The sequence below is a fragment of the Streptomyces sp. NRRL F-2664 genome, assembly GCF_000719345.1.
Lineage (GTDB): Bacteria > Actinomycetota > Actinomycetes > Streptomycetales > Streptomycetaceae > Streptomyces.
On the sequence record NZ_JOFX01000019.1, the window covers coordinates 1 to 15,004 of the forward strand.

General features: G+C 74.3%; 12 protein-coding genes. 5 read left to right on the forward strand and 7 right to left on the reverse strand.

The genetic code is table 11. The features are described from left to right. The first annotated feature begins 95 nt into the window (after positions 1-95). The 3 genes from IF89_RS0117780 (at position 96) to IF89_RS0117790 (ending at position 2,554) form a co-directional block, all read left to right on the forward strand. The gene (locus IF89_RS0117780; RefSeq protein ID WP_030768454.1) at positions 96-1,580 is read left to right on the forward strand and encodes an AlkA N-terminal domain-containing protein; all 1,485 of its coding nucleotides are present in this window, start codon (positions 96-98) and stop codon (positions 1,578-1,580) included. Between the two features lie 9 nt (positions 1,581-1,589). Then, complete coding sequence (locus IF89_RS0117785; RefSeq protein ID WP_030768455.1) at positions 1,590-2,084, forward strand: methylated-DNA--[protein]-cysteine S-methyltransferase; 495 nt, start codon at positions 1,590-1,592, stop codon at positions 2,082-2,084. An 80-nt stretch (positions 2,085-2,164) separates the two neighbouring features. Next, positions 2,165-2,554 carry an SHOCT domain-containing protein gene (locus IF89_RS0117790; protein WP_030665180.1) on the forward strand — a complete coding sequence of 130 codons (390 nt, stop codon included), beginning with the start codon at positions 2,165-2,167 and terminating at the stop codon, positions 2,552-2,554. Positions 2,555-2,561: 7 nt separating this feature from the next. Here IF89_RS0117790 and IF89_RS0117795 read toward each other — a convergent pair whose 3' ends face one another. Next, positions 2,562-2,990, reverse strand: a complete 429-nt coding sequence (locus IF89_RS0117795) for a hypothetical protein (RefSeq protein WP_030768456.1) — start codon at positions 2,988-2,990, stop codon at positions 2,562-2,564. A 36-nt stretch (positions 2,991-3,026) separates the two neighbouring features. Further along, a complete protein-coding gene (locus tag IF89_RS0117800) occupies positions 3,027-3,527 on the reverse strand; it encodes an NUDIX domain-containing protein (protein WP_030768458.1) in 501 nt (166 codons plus the stop codon). Positions 3,528-3,736: 209 nt separating this feature from the next. Here IF89_RS0117800 and IF89_RS0117805 point away from each other — a divergent pair, with 209 nt between their 5' ends. Together IF89_RS0117805 and IF89_RS0117810 are read left to right on the forward strand one after the other, a co-directional pair. Next, on the forward strand, positions 3,737-4,885 hold the full coding sequence (locus tag IF89_RS0117805) for a glycerate kinase (protein WP_051807206.1): 1,149 nt from the start codon (positions 3,737-3,739) through the stop codon (positions 4,883-4,885). Positions 4,886-5,064: 179 nt separating this feature from the next. Beyond that, the gene (locus IF89_RS0117810; protein WP_030768463.1) at positions 5,065-7,884 is read left to right on the forward strand and encodes a SpoIIE family protein phosphatase; all 2,820 of its coding nucleotides are present in this window, start codon (positions 5,065-5,067) and stop codon (positions 7,882-7,884) included. Between the two features lie 25 nt (positions 7,885-7,909). Here the strand turns inward: IF89_RS0117810 and IF89_RS0117815 are convergent, their stop codons facing one another. The 5 genes from IF89_RS0117815 to IF89_RS0117835 form a co-directional block, all read right to left on the reverse strand. After that, positions 7,910-9,976: a SpoIIE family protein phosphatase gene (locus IF89_RS0117815; protein WP_043194081.1), complete on the reverse strand. Its 2,067-nt coding sequence runs from the start codon at positions 9,974-9,976 to the stop codon at positions 7,910-7,912. A gap of 186 nt (positions 9,977-10,162) precedes the next feature. Next, positions 10,163-11,527 (reverse strand): MBL fold metallo-hydrolase, encoded by a 1,365-nt coding sequence (locus IF89_RS0117820; protein ID WP_043194082.1) that lies wholly within the window; start codon positions 11,525-11,527, stop codon positions 10,163-10,165. Next, entirely contained in the window at positions 11,524-12,633 is a 1,110-nt protein-coding gene (locus IF89_RS0117825) for a sulfite oxidase (protein ID WP_158717879.1), read from the reverse strand. The genes IF89_RS0117820 and IF89_RS0117825 overlap by 4 nt, the downstream gene beginning before the upstream one ends. A gap of 138 nt (positions 12,634-12,771) precedes the next feature. After that, positions 12,772-14,031, reverse strand: a complete 1,260-nt coding sequence (locus IF89_RS0117830; protein WP_078628371.1) for an aromatic amino acid transaminase — start codon at positions 14,029-14,031, stop codon at positions 12,772-12,774. After that, positions 14,024-15,001 (reverse strand): DMT family transporter, encoded by a 978-nt coding sequence (locus IF89_RS0117835; protein WP_030768472.1) that lies wholly within the window; start codon positions 14,999-15,001, stop codon positions 14,024-14,026. The genes IF89_RS0117830 and IF89_RS0117835 overlap by 8 nt, the downstream gene beginning before the upstream one ends. Positions 15,002-15,004 lie beyond the last annotated feature (3 nt).

Consider the following 15,004-nt stretch of genomic DNA (forward strand, 5'->3'; position numbering starts at 1 on the left):
CGCCCCCACACACCCCCGCCGAGCCCCCGGCCAGGGCTACGCTTGATGTCGGAAAACCGCCAGCCCCCCTCGGTTCCGCCCCGGATCCTGGAGCCATGCACACCGACACCGAGCGCTGCGTAAGGGCCGTTCAGTCGAAGGACGCCCGCTTCGACGGCTGGTTCTTCACCGCCGTCCTCACCACCCGGATCTACTGCCGGCCCAGCTGCCCCGCCGTCCCCCCGAAGGTCGAGAACATGACCTTCCTGCCCAGCGCCGCCGCCTGCCAGCAGGCCGGCTTCCGCGCATGCAAGCGGTGCCGGCCCGACACCAGCCCCGGCTCCCCCGAGTGGAACGCCCGCGCCGACGCCGTCGCCCGGGCGATGCGCCTGATCCAGGACGGGGTCGTCGACCGCGAAGGCGTGCCGGGACTGGCGGCGCGCCTCGGTTACTCCACCCGCCAGGTGGAACGGCAGCTCAACGCCGAACTCGGTGCCGGCCCCCTCGCCCTGGCCCGGGCCCAGCGCGCGCAGACCGCCCGGCTGCTCATCGAGACCTCCGAGCTGCCGATGGGCGACGTGGCCTTCGCCGCCGGCTTCTCCTCCATCCGCACCTTCAACGACACCGTCCGCGAGGTGTTCGCCCTGTCCCCGAGCGAGCTGCGGGACCGGTCGGCAAGGGCCGGACGCAGCAGGAACGCCCAGCCCCGGATCCCCGGCACGATCAGCCTGCGGCTGCCGTTCCGTGCCCCGCTGAACCCGGACAACCTCTTCGGGCACCTCGCCGCGACGGCGGTGCCCGGCGTGGAGGAGTGGCGCGACGGCGCCTACCGCCGCACCCTGCGCCTCCCCCACGGCACCGGCGTCGTCGCCCTGACCCCGCAGCCCGACCACATCGGCTGCCGGCTCGCCCTCACCGACCTGCGCGACCTGACGATCGCCATCAGCCGCTGCCGCTGGATGCTCGACCTCGACGCCGACCCCGAGGCCGTCGACGAGCAGCTGCGTTCGGACCCGCTGCTGGCACCGCTGGTGGACAAGGCTCCGGGTCGCCGGGTACCCCGTACGGTCGACGCGGCGGAGTTCGCCGTACGGGCCGTCCTGGGCCAGCAGGTGTCCACGGCGGCGGCGCGCACCCATGCGGCCCGGCTGGTCACGGCCCACGGCGAGCGGGTGGAGGACCCGCTGGGCGGGCTGACGCACCTCTTCCCCTCCCCGCAGGCCCTGGCCGCGCTCGACCCGGAGTCACTGGCGCTGCCGCGCAGCCGCCGTGCCACCCTCACCACGCTGGTCTCGGCGCTGGCCGACGGTTCGCTGCCGCTCGGCTTCGACAGCGACTGGGACGCGGCCCGCGCGCAGCTCTCGGCGCTGCCCGGCTTCGGTCCCTGGACCACCGAGGTGATCGCGATGCGGGCGCTCGGCGACCCGGACGCGTTCCTTCCGTCCGATCTCGGCGTGCGCCGTGCGGCGCAGGGCCTGGGTCTGCCCTCCACCCCCTCCGCGCTGACGGCACGGGCGGCCGGCTGGCGGCCCTGGCGTGCGTATGCCGTCCAGTACCTGTGGGCCACGGACACCCACCCCGTCAACCACCTGCCCGCCTGAGGAGCAGCCATGAACGTCAAGCAGCACACCGTCGTCGACAGCCCGTACGGCCCGCTCACCCTGGTCGCCGCGGACGGCGTCCTCAGCGGCCTCTACATGACCGGGCAGCGCCACCGGCCGGCCGAGGAGTCCTTCGGTGAGCGCGTGGCCGCCTCGCAGGAGCCCTTCCCCGAAGTGGTGCGGCAGTTGGCCGCGTACTTCGCGGGGGAGCTGACCGCGTTCGACCTGCCGCTGCGCCTGGAGGGCACGCAGTTCCAGCGCAGCGTGTGGGACCAGCTGGTGCGGATCCCGTACGGCGAGACGTGGTCCTACGGTGAGCTGGCAGCGCGCCTGGGCAAGCCGAACGCCTCCCGGGCGGTGGGTCTGGCCAACGGCAGGAACCCGGTCGGGATCATCGTGCCGTGCCACCGGGTGATCGGGGCCTCGGGCGGCATGACCGGGTACGGCGGCGGTGTGGAGCGGAAGGTGCAGCTGCTGGCCTTCGAGGCGGCGTCCCGGTCCTGAGCACCGCCCGCACCGCTCCGAATGCGGACATACAGGACCACCTGTATGAAAGATGTACCGCTACACGATCGGAGCCGGGCATGGATGACTATCCGCTTCTGAACCTCTTCTGGACAATGCTGTGGCTGTTCCTCTGGATCATGTGGTTCTTCCTGCTCTTCAAGATCATCACGGACATCTTCCGTGACCACACCCTGGGCGGCTGGGGCAAGGCCGGCTGGCTGATCTTCGTGCTGATCCTGCCCTTCCTGGGCGTGTTCGTGTACCTCATCGCCCGCGGGAAGAGCATGACCGAGCGGGAGATGAAGCAGATGCAGGAGAACGAGGCGGCCTTCAAGCAGTACGTCCAGCAGGCGGCCGGCCCCGGCGGCGGTTCGGCGGACGAGCTCCACAAGCTCTCCGCGCTCAAGGACAAGGGCGACATCACCCAGGAGGAGTTCGACCGCGCCAAGGCCAAGCTGCTGGCCTGACTCCGGGTCAGACCACGAGGAGCGGGACGAGCAGGGCGAAGGCGGCGCCGGCCTCCACGGCGTAGCCGTAGAGCGACGGGTGCTGCACGGGCGCGGCGAGCAGCACCACGCTCTGCTGGGCGGCGGCCGCCGCCACCCATGCGGCGTCGGCCCCGAGGGTGCCCTCGTACCAGCCCTGGCAGGCGCCGGGGCCGGTGACGGCGAGGACGTCGTCCTCGCGGCGGTAGAGGGCCCGCCAGTCGGCGGCGGGCGTGGACCAGCCCTCGAAGTCGGCGAACTGCGCCCAGCCGCCCTCGCGTATCGCGGTGTCGAAGAGCCACACCGGCGTACCGTCGGGGGCGACCTCACCACCTGCCTGCTCGTCCGTCGTGAAGTGGACCATGGGCAGGGCGTCCGGCCCGTCGGCCGTGCTCGGCCAGGCGTACATCGTGATCATCTTCTGATTCTGTCCTGGTCGCAGTATGCCGGGTGTTTACGGGGTGACCGGGCGCCGGCCGTTCTCCAGTTCCGCCGTTCCCTCGCGCGACTGGAGGACGCGGTACGCCTCCTGGGCGCGCCGCCCCAGCGCTCCGGGCAGGTACGCGGTGAGCTCGGCGGGCTCGACCATCCGCCACGAGAGGAGTTCCTCCTCCTGGAGCCTGATCGAGGCCAGCCGGGCCTCGTCGAGCACTCCCCCGTCGTACAGGTACGCGACGAGCGGCGGCCGGTCGGGGCCGATGGTCCAGTCGACGGCGAGGAGGCGGCCGAGGGGGACGTCGACGCCGATCTCCTCGGCGCTCTCGCGGCGGGCGGCGGTGCGCGGCGACTCGCCCCGGTCCGACTCGACGGTGCCGCCCGGCAGGGCCCAGCCCTCGCGGTAGTTGGGCTCCACGAGCAGGACCCGGCCGGCGGCGTCCCGATAGAGGGCGGCCGCGCCGGCCAGCACCCGGGGCAGGCTCGCGATGTAGGAGGCGTAGTCATCCGTGGTGGTCACCGGGTCACCCTACCGAGGCGGCGCCGGTCGGCCGCCCGCGCCGCCGGTCCGGTGACGCGGCGCTCGTGCGGCCACGCCGTGCAGGCATATGTCCCCATTCGGGCGCATGGTGCACCCCGTGTGACCCAGGCCACTCATGGGCATAGGAGGATCCTCCGGATAAGCTCATGGAGGCGCGACTGCACTGTTCGATAGCAAGGGATAGCAAGGTGACGGACGGAGCAGTAACTGAGGCCGCGCGCGTGCTCATCGCCGCGGACAAATTCAAGGGCTCGCTCACGGCCGTTCAGGTCGCGGAGCGGGTGACGGCCGGCCTTCGCAGGGCCGTACCGGACGTGGAGGTCGAGACCCTCCCCGTCGCGGACGGCGGCGACGGCACGGTCGCGGCCGCCGTGGCGGCCGGTTTCGAACGCCGGGAGGTGCGGGTCACCGGACCCCTCGGCGACCAGGTCACGGCCGCCTTCGCGCTGCGCGCGGGCACCGCGGTGGTCGAGATGGCGGAGGCCTCCGGCCTCCAGCTGCTGCCGGCGGGCACCTTCGCCCCGCTGACGGCGACCACCTACGGCTCGGGCGAGGTCCTCAAGGCCGCGCTGGACGCGGGTGCCCGCTCGATCGTCTTCGGCGTCGGCGGCAGCGCCACGACGGACGGCGGCGCGGGCATGCTGGCGGCGCTCGGCGCGGTGTTCCTGGATGCGAACGGCGAACCGGTCGGTCCGGGCGGCGGAGCACTGGCCGACCTGGCGTCGGCGGACCTGTCGGGCGTGGACCCGCGCTTCGCCGAGGTCGACTTCGTCCTGGCCAGCGACGTGGACAACCCGCTGACCGGCCCGAAGGGCTGCGCGGCCGTCTACGGCCCGCAGAAGGGCGCGTCGCCCGAGGACGTGGCGACCCTGGACGCGGCGCTGGCGCACTACGCGCAGGTGCTGGAGAAGGCGATCGGCCCGAAGGCCGCCGAGCTGGCCGCCTCCCCCGGCGCGGGCGGTGCGGGCGGCATCGGTTTCGGCGCGCTGCTGCTCGGTGCCCGCTTCCGGCCCGGTATCGAGCTGATGCTGGAGGTGCTGGGCTTCGCGCCGGCGCTGGAGCGGGCCACGCTCGTCATCACCGGTGAGGGCTCGCTGGACGAGCAGACGCTGCACGGCAAGGCCCCTGCGGGCGTCGCGGCGGCCGCCCGCGCGGCCGGCAAGCCGGTGGTCGCGGTCTGCGGCCGGCTGCTGCTGGACCAGGAGGCCCTGCAGGCCGCCGGTATCCGCAAGGCGTACCCGCTGACGGACCTGGAGCCGGACCCGGCCAAGTCCATCCCGAACGCCGGTCCCCTCCTGGAGGAGGTCGCGGCCGGCATCGCCGCCGACGTCCTCTGACCGCTGCGCCGCACGGGCCCGGCCCCCAGGGCGCGTCCTTCGGATCGTGCCGACTCGGCCTGATCCGAAAGACACGCCCAGTGGGTGCCGGGCTCCGGCCGTTCCGAGGCGGCCGACCGCGGGGCCGGCGGCGGTTCCGTGGTCACGCCCCCTGCCCGGGACAGTGTTAGAAAGGGCTCATGACCGGACGTTTTGGTCGACAGCCGACCGGGTGGGGTTCGCGCCTGTCCGCGCGCCTGTCCCGGGGGGCGCACAGCGTCGCCGGTCAGGTCTTCGCCCTCCAGGCGGTGATCGTGCTGCTGCTGATCACCGCCGCCGCACTGGCCCTGGTCCTCCAGGCCCGCTTCGACAGCCAGCGCGACGCCCGCAACCGCTCGCTCGCCGCCGCCGAGGCCTTCGCGCACGCCCCCGGGCTCCCCGAGGCGCTGATGTCGCGCGACCCGACGGCGGAGCTGCAGCCGCTGGCGGAGGCCGCCCGCAAGGCCTCGGGGCTCGACTTCATCGCGGTGATGGACATCCGGGGGGTCCGCTACACCGACTCGCGGCCCGAGCTGATCGGCCGGCAGGCCTCGGACGTCTCCCGGGCCGCAGCCGGGGAGTCCTTCACCCAGGTGTTCAAGGGGCAGCCGAGTGACGCCGTGCGGGCCGTGGTGCCCGTACGGAACGCGGACGGCGAGGTCATCGGGCTGGTCGGCACGGGCATCGAGGTGGGGAACGTCTCCCAAGCGGTCGAGGGCCAGCTCCCGCTGCTGGTGGGCGCCACGGCCGGCGGTCTGCTGGTCGGTACCGCCGGCGCCGCCCTGGTCAGCCGGCGGCTGCTGCGCCAGACGCGCGGCCTGGGCGCCGCCGAAATGACCCGGATGAACGAACACCACGAGGCGGTTCTGCACGCCGTGCGCGAGGGCGTGCTCATCATCGGCAACGACCAGCGGCTCATCCTGGCCAACGACGAGGCCCGCAGGCTGCTCGACCTGCCGCAGGACGCCGAGGAGCGGCACGTCGTCGACCTCGGTCTCGACCCGCGCACCACCGAGCTGCTCGCCTCGGGCCGGGTCGTGACCGACCACGTGCACCTGGCGGGCGACCGGCTGCTGGCGGTCAACGTACGGCCCACGATGGCGTACGCGGGACGGCCGGCGGGCCGTGTGGTGACCTTGCGCGACACGACGGAGCTGGCCGCGCTGTCCGGCCGGGCCGAGGTCGCCCGCAGCCGCCTGCAGCTGCTCTACGACGCCGGTGTGCGGATCGGCACCACGCTGGACGTGTCGCGGACCGCCGAGGAGCTGTCGGAGGTGGCCGTGCCGCGCTTCGCCGACTTCGTGACGGTGGAGCTGCTGGAGCCCGTGCTGCGCGGTGACGAGCCTTCCGGTTCCGGTGTGCACACCGAGATGCGGCGGGCGGCCATCAGCGGCATCCGTACGGACTCGCCGCTCCAGCCGGTCGGCGACCTGATCCGGTTCGAGGTGCCGACGGCTCCCATGGCGGCGGCCCTGGCCGCCGGGCACGCGGTGCTCGCTGCGGACCTGAACGCCGCGATGGGCTGGCGGGCCCAGGACTCCCAGGGGACGCGGGTGGCTCTGGACTACGGGCTGCACTCGCTGATCTCCGTGCCGCTCCAGGCCCGCGGGGTGGTCCTGGGCATGGCCAACTTCTGGCGGGCCGACACTCCGGAGCCGTTCGAGGAGGAGGACCTGTCCTTCGCCGAGGAGCTGGGGGCGCGGGCGGCCGTCTCCATCGACAACGCCCGCCGCTTCACCCGCGAGCACGCCATGGCCGTGACGCTCCAGCGCAGCCTCCTGCCCCGGGTGCTGCCCGACCAGAGCGCCGTGGACGTGGCCTACCGCTACCTGCCGGCGAAGGCGGGGGTGGGGGGCGACTGGTTCGACGTGATCCAGCTGCCGGGCGCCAGGGTGGCGCTGGTGGTGGGTGATGTCGTCGGGCACGGGGTGCACGCCGCGGCCACCATGGGCCGGCTGCGGACCGCGGTGCACAACTTCTCCACCTTGGACCTGCCGCCCGACGAGCTGCTCGGGCACCTGGACGACCTGATCAACCGGATCGACCAGGAGGAGGCCGGGGCCGCCGCGGACGGCGACGGCCGGGCCGGCGGGAGCGGCGCGGCCGGCTGGGCGGCGGAGCCCGACGAGGCGGCCGAGCGGGCTTCGTCGGTCACCGGCGCGACCTGCCTCTACGCGGTCTACGACCCGGTCTCGGGCCGGTGCCGGATGGCGAGCGCCGGCCATCCCGGTCCGGCGCTGATCCGGCCCGACGGCAAGGTGGAGTTCCCCGAACTCCCGGCCGGGATCCCGCTGGGCGTCGGCGGGATGCCCTTCGAGGCGGTCGAGTTCCAGCTGCCCGAGGGAAGCCGGCTCGTCCTGTTCACGGACGGGCTGGTGGAGGACCGCGACCGGGACTTCGACACGGGTCGGCGCCTGCTCGCCGAGACGCTGTCGCGGCCCGGACGCAGCCCCGACCAGGCATGCTCGGACGTGCTGGCCGCGATGCTGTTCCCGGTGCCGAGCGACGACATCGCCCTGCTGGTCGCGGACACCCGGCGGCTGGAGGCGGACCGGATCGCCGAGTGGGAGGTGCCCGAGGAGTACTCGGCCGTCTCCCGGGTGCGCAACGCGGGGTCGGCGCAACTCGTCGAGTGGGGCCTGGGGGACATCGCCTTCACCGCGGAGCTGATCCTGAGCGAGCTGATCACCAACGCGATCCGGTACGGGAGCGCGCCCGTCGGGGTCCGCCTGCTCCGCGACCGGACCCTGATCTGCGAGGTCTCCGACAGCAGCAGCACCTCCCCGCACCTGCGGTACGCGGCCACCACCGACGAGGGAGGGCGCGGGCTGTTCCTCGTCGCGCAGTACGCCGAGCGGTGGGGCACCCGCTACACGGACCGCGGGAAGGTGATCTGGGCGGAGCTGCCGCTGACCGGCGGTGCCGAGCCGCAGCCGCCGGTGCCGCTGGACCTGGATGCGCTGGAGGACCTGGCCTGGTGAAGGCGGCGGGCCGCCGGAGGGCGTCTCACAGGGGCCGGGCGCGGGCGAGCAGCATCGCCACGTCGTCCTGCTGCGCGCAGGGCAGCAGCCGCCGCAGAATCCGGTCGCAGAGCCCTTCCAGGGGCTCCTCCACCCCGTGCAGGGCCTGTCCCAGCTGTGCCATGCCCTGGTCGAGGTCGCGGTCGCGGGCTTCGATGAGTCCGTCGGTGTAGAGGACGAGCAGGGTGCCCGGTGTCAGGCGCACCTCCTCGGTGCGGAAGTCGCGCCCGCCGGCGCCCAGCGGGGTCCCCGGCGGGCCGTGGAGGAAGGTGACGGCCCCACCGGGGGCGACGACGGCCGGCGGCGGGTGGCCGGCGCGGGCGATCGCGCAGGTGCCGGACGCCGCGTGGTGCACGGCGTACACGCAGGTCGCCATCTCGTCCTCGCCGAGGTCGGCGACGACGGCGTCGAGGGAGCGGAGCAGCTGCGCGGGAGGTACGCCGTGGCGCGCGAGGGTGCGTACGGCCGTGCGCAGCTGGCCCATGACGGCGGCCGCGTGGACGCCGTGGCCCATGACGTCGCCGATGACGAGTCCGGTCCGGCCGCCGGGCAGCGGGATGGCGTCGAACCAGTCGCCGCCGACGTCGTGGTCGCTGGCGGGCAGGTAGCGGCCGGTGAGGTCGAGGCCGGGGACCTCGGGCAGGGCGCTGTTGGTGAGGCTGCGCTGGAGGGTCAGGGCCGCCTGGCGCTGGCGGGTGTACATGCGGGCGTTGTCGATGTTGAGGGCGGCGCGGGCGACCAGTTCGTCGACGAGGACGCAGTCCTCGGCGTCGAAGGGCTCGCGCTCGCGGGTCCGGGTCACGGTGACCGCCCCCAGCACGGTGCCGCGGGCGACGAGCGGGACGAGGCGGGCCGAGCCCAGGGTGGCCAGGTAGGTCCGCAGGGCGGCGGCACGCGGGGAGGTGATCAGTGCGGGGATGTCGGAGACGTAGAGGTTCATGGGCCGGCCCTCGGCGACGACCCGTTCGTAGACGGTGCCCGCGGGGATCTGGAAGGTCTGGCCGGCGGTGAGTTTGGCGGTGGGGGCGGCGGGGTCGGGGAACCGGGCCGCCAGGCGGCGCAGGAGTCCGCGGGTGGAGGCGGCGGGCGCCGCGCCTTCGTCGGGGCCGAGGACCGATTCGAGCAGTTGTACGTCGGCGGAGTCCGCGAGGTGCGGTACGAGCAGGTCGACGATCTCCTGGGCGGTCTGGTGCAGGTCCAGGGTCGTGCCGATGCGGGTGCCGGCCTCGGCGAGCACGGCGAAGCGGTGCCGGGCCCGTTCGGCCTCGGCCTGGGCCTGCTGCCGCTCGGTGATGTCGATGAGGGAGGCGATGACGCCGAGGGGGCGCCCGGAGCCGTCGAGGAGGGGGGCGTAGGAGCAGGACCAGGTCCGGTCCCGGTCGGGGTCGGCGGGGGTCCGGCCGGTGCGGCGCACGTCGACGACGGCGGTGCCACTGTCGAGGACCTGCTGCATCGTCGCCTCCAGGGCGACGGCGTTGACCCCGGGGACGACGTCGGTGAGGCGTCTGCCGAGGTGCTCGGCGGCGGGGACGCCGTTCATCCGGGCGAGCGCGTCGTTGACGCGGAGGAAGCGCAGGTCGGGGCCGAGGGTGGCGAGGCCGATGGGCGACTGGGTGAAGAGGCTCTGCAGGGCGGCGAGGGAGTCGCGCATGTGGAGGACCTCGGAGGTCTCCACGGCGATGAGCAGGGCTCCGGTGCGGCCGGCGGCGTCGACGGCGGGGACGATCCACATCTCCATGACGACGCGGTGTCCGTCGCGGTGGCGTACGGGGAGGGTGCCGACGACGGCTTCGCCGGCCTGGACGCGGCGGGTCAGCTGGGCGGCCAGCTCGTGGTTGGCCTCGGGGACCAGGACGGTCGCGCCGGGGCGGCCGAGGATGTCCTCGGGGCGGTGCCCGAGCAGGTCCTGCGCGGCCAGCGACCACTCCACGATGCGCCCGTCGGCGTCCTCCCGCCACAGGGCGATCGGCAGCAGCTCGCGGAGTACGCCCGCATAGCCGACTGCCGCGGCCGGCGGGTCCGGCACCGCGCTCGTCGACTGGTACGTCTCCACACCGACCTCACCCCGGGCGCCCGATTCCTACCGATTCACCCTATCCGAGGCGTCGGCGCCGGGCTCTGCGTCCGCCGGAAGGACCAGGTGAGGACCAGTACCTCCGCAGGGGCGGCTCGAAACCCCTGGCAGGTCACGGCGGCTGCGGCGCCGCCCCGGCCGGGCGCTGTGCGGGCGGGGACTCCGTCAAGGGCGCGCCATCAGCTCCCGGACCCCGCCGCTGATCACCGCGGTCACGGGGATGCCCGCCCGGTCGACCAGGCCCGCCGCGACGGCCGCCCGGCGGCCGCTGTCGCACACCACCCAGATCTCCTGGTCCCTTGGCAGCTCGCCGATCCTGCGCGGCAGCTCGGCGAGGGGCACGGCGAGCGAGCCGGGGACGCCCCCTTCGGGGCGGTCCGGGCGGACGTCGAGCACCCGCTTGCCGTCGACGCGTCCGGCCAGGGCGGTCGCGTCCGTGGTGGGGAAGGTGCGCAGCGGACGGCCGGCGGCCGCCCAGGCGTCGGTGCCTCCCGCCAGGTATCCGGCGATGTCGTCGTATCCGATGCGCAGCAGCTGGACCGCAGCCTCGTGGGCGGCCTGGTCGGCCGGCTCCGGCAGGACCAGGACCAGCCGGGTGCCGAAGGGCACGACCTCGCCGACCAGGCTCGCGAAGCGCTCGTCGAGCTCGTCGCAGAGGGAGTCGGGGAGATGGCCGGCGGCGAAGGCCGCCCGGCTGCGTGCGTCGACGATCTGCGCGCCGCCGCCGAGAAGCCCTTCGACCACGGTCGGACCGAGCGGACGCACCCGGGGCGGGCCGCCCAGCACTCGGGGCCCGGCGCCGTTGACGGAGCCCATGTGGCGGTAGTACGCCGGGTAGGGGGGCAGGCCGGACAGGCGTGCGCGGACGAACTCCTCCTCGTCCTGCGCGGTGAGCACGGGGTTGGTGCGACGCTCTGCGCCGACCGTGCTGGTCCGCTCCCCCGACACCGGGCCGGCCGCACAGGAGCTGCCCGCGCCGTGTGTCGGCAGGACGCGCGTGCCGTCCGGAAGGAGGGCGAGCCGGCGCAGCGTGCGGTACTGGGCCCGGGCCAGCTCCTCGGTGCGGCCGCCGCCGGACAGGTCGGTGCGGCCGGCGTTGCCGACGAGGAGGCTGCCTCCGGTGAAGACGGCGGAGGGGGCCCGGGAGTCGTCGTCGAAGACCAGGTAGGCGGTGTGCTCAGCGGTGTGGCCCGGGGTTTCGACGGCCCGCACGGTCACGTCGCCGACGCGGACCTCGTCGTCCTGGGCGAGGGGCAGGTGGTCGAAGGCGTACGGGGCGCGGGCCGGGCCGGCGATCGTGGCCCCGGTCGCCGCGCGGACCTCCAGCGCGCCGGAGACGTAGTCGTTGTGGATGTGGGTCTCCAGGACGTACCGGATCCCGACCCCTTTGGCCGAGCAGGTTTCCATCAGCTCCCAGCAGTCGCGCTGCGGGTCGACGAGGGCGGCCTCGTCGCCGCTGACGAGCAGGTAGCTGGTGTCCCCGAGCGAGGGGGTGGGGATGACGTCGATCGTCGCCTCGGAACCGTTCATACGACCACCACCTCCACGCAGGCCACGGGGTTGCAGCCGTAGCCACGGGCGTTCCACGGGGCCTGCGACGGCTGAGCGTCGCCGCGGGCGTCGGTCGCGCGGGACAGCACCCGGTACGGTCCCGGCTCTTGCGGCGTCCACCGGTAGGACCAGCTGCGCCAGGCGTAGGGGCCGGCCGGCGGTTCGAGGACGGCCGGCTGCCATCCGCGCACGTGTTCCCGGTCGCGGCCGTCGTCGGCGTGCTCGGCGCGTACCTCGACCCGGCGCACGGGGACGCCGTCGCCGGACCAGGCGTGGCCGCGGACCACGCTCTCGTGGCCGCGGCGCAGGTCCTCGTCCGGTGCGGGCTCGGTGATGAGCGACTTGACCCGCAGGGCGGTCACCGGGCCCTCCGGGGTGCCGCGGGGGTCGAGGTAGAGGTACTCCTCGGCCTGGAAGACGCCGTCGAACGGGCGGGTGAGGGCCTCCGCGCCGACCAGCCACTTCACATCGGCGACGGCGTACCGGCCGGGGACGACCAGGCGGACCGGCGCGCCGTGCTCGGGGGTGAGGGGTGCGCCGTTCATGCGGGTGGCCAGGAGGGTGTCCGGGTGGCGGGCCACGGCGAGGGGGAGGCTGCGTGCGAAGGGGGTGCCGCGGCCGCGCACGGTGCCGCGATCGGCTCCGGTGAACAGGATCTCGACGGCGGCGGGGTCGATGCCGGCGCGATCGGCGAGGAGGAGGAAGGGCACGCCGGCGAAGCGTGCGCAGCCCACCGCCCGCTGGCTCCAGGGCAGGCCGGGCGGCAGCGGCCGCATGAGGCTTCGGCCGTTGCCCGCGCATTCCAGGACGACGTCGAGCTCCTGGTGTTCCAGGGCGAGGAGTTCCTCGTGGCCGACGCAGAGGGGGGTGGCGACGGCGCCGCCGACCCGGAGCCGCCACCGGCCGGGGTCGGCCTCCGGGATGCCGAAGTGGTCGCGTACGAAGAGGGCCGCTGCCGGGGTGGTCGGCTCGGCCAGGGCGGCCGCGGGGGTCTGCGCGTTGAAGGGGTCGTCCGTGACCGTCTCGGGGGCCCAGACCGTGGCGCCGGGCCCGCGGGCGACCCGGAGGTCCGGCTCTGCCGTCATGGCCACCTCCCGTCGGCCTCGTGCGGAGTGCGACGCGGATTCCTTCCAGCGTACGTCCCGCAGGGCTGGCCAGGTGCGTCCGTGGTGCGCAGGGAGGGACGGCGCACCGCCGAAGGTATCGAAGCCCTCGGCGGTGCTTCAGGAGCACCGGGCTTCTCGAGGGGGTGTTGCGCACGACACGCCCTGAGCGGGTTCGCGGGGGCGGGGGACCTCCGCCGTGTCCAGGACCGCAGCGATCCCCTGGGCCAGGCACGGGATCCGGTGGGCCGGTATGCCGGCGATGTTGATGCGCCCCGAGGTCGTCCCGTAGATGGCGTACTGCCTGCGCAGCCGGAGCATCTGGTTCGGGGTCAGCGGCAGCATGGAGAACATGCCCTTCTGGCGGGCCAGCGCGCGTGCCTGGTCCGTGCGGCCGAGGGCGTCGAGGTGGGCGGTCAGGTCCGCGCGGTTGGCCATGATCCGGTTGCGCATGAGGTCCAGCTCGGCCCGCCAGGAGGCCCGCAGCCCCTGGTCCTGGAGGATCGTCGTCACGACGGCCGCGCCGTGCTCGGGCGGCATCGAGTACAGGGTGCGGGCTGCGTTCTGCAGGGCCGTCTCGGCGTGCCGTACGGCCCGGGCGGAGGCGCCGAGCACGATGGCGCAGCCGACGCGGTCGCTGTAGAGGCCGAAGTTCTTCGAGCAGCTGACCGCGATCAGCATCTCGGGCACCCGGGCCGCCAGCAGCCGTGTGGCCAGCAGGTCGGCCTCCAGGCCGTCGCCGAGCCCGTGGTAGGCGAGGTCGACGAAGGGCACCCAGCCGCCGCGCAGCGCCGACTCGGCCAGCGCCTCCCAGTCGTCGAGGAGCGGGTCGACGCCCGTCGGGTTGTGGCAGCAGCCCTGGAGCAGGACGACGTCGTCGCGCCGGGCGTCCGCCAGCTGCCGCAGCGCCCCGGCCGCGTCGAAGCCGCCCTCGGCGTCCCGCCAGCCGAAGGTGCGGACCGTGAGGCCGGCTGCCTCCAGGATGGGCCGGTGGTTGACGTAGGCGGGGTCACTGATCCACACCGTGGCGCCCGGCCGGGTACGGAAGACCAGGTCGGCGAGGAGTCGCAGCGCTCCGGAGCCCGCTACGGTCTGGACGGCGGCGGCCCGCTCGGCGGGCCCGTCGGGGCCCAGGACCAGGTCGAGCAGGGCGCTGTTGAAGGCGGTGTTCCCGGAGAGGCCGCGGTACTCCTTGGACTCGGAGCGCTCGGCGAGCCGGATCTCGGCCTCCCGGACGGCTGCCATCACGGGGGTGGTCCCGCTCTGGTCCCGGTAGACGCCGAGGACGAGGTTGAGGCGTTCGGGCCGCTCGTCGCCGCCGAACTCGTACGTCAGGTCCCACAGCGGGTCGGTGGGCGGCGGGGGAAGGAGCTCAAGCATCTGCGGGGACCTCGGGTCGGGGGCGGCGGTTGGCGAGGACGACGCCGGCGGTGATCAGGGGCACGCCGGCCAGGACGGCGGCGGTCGGTGATTCGCCGAGCAGGGGGATCGCGAGCAGGACCACGGCGACGGGGCTGAGGCTGCCGACGACGGAGCTGCGTTCGGCGCCGAGGCGGCGGATGGCGAAGGCGTACAGCAGACCCGCGCACAGCCCGACCCCGAGCCCCTGCACGACCAGGAACAGTGCGATGTCGCCGCCGGTCGCCCGGGCGATCCCGGTGGGCAGGACGCCGGTCAGGACGAGCAGCGCGACGATCAGGAAGGAGGGCAGGCACAGCAGGCCGATCGACCCCACGGGGTCGAGGTCCACCTCGCGCAGCCCCACGGTGTAGAGGGCCCACAGGCCGCTGGCGACCAGCAGGGTGCCGGAGCCGGCGAGGACGGCCGTGTCCACGGGGACGACGTAGCGCCAGACGAGGGCGACGACCCCGGTGGCGATCAGCGCGAGGCCGAGGGCCTGGGTCCCCCGGGGGACGCCGTGGCCGCGCCGGATCATGATCAGGGAGACGAAGAGCGGGACCATGCCGGGGACGATGGAGCCGACGAAGGCCGCAGAGGTCAGCGCTCCGCCGTGCATCGCGGCCAGGAAGAACGGCACCCCGGCCCCGCAGACGATCTTCAGGGCCGGGCCGGGGCGCACGGCGGCGAGGGCGCGGCGGCGCCGCCACAGGGCGGGCAGCAGCAGGAGGGGCGGCAGACCGAAGCGCAGCAGGGCCGCGTCCGCGGGCAGCAGTGAGGAGGTGCTCAGGGCGCGGGCGCTGAGGGCGAACGCCGCCCAGATCGACACGGTCACCAGCAGGGCCAGCATGCCCTGGGCCTGCGGGGAGAGCCCGCGCCCGCCGGGGTGTCCGGCGCGCGGGCCCGCCGCATCGGGAGGCAGGGTCGCCCGGGTGGTGTGCGTCGCGACCAAGGG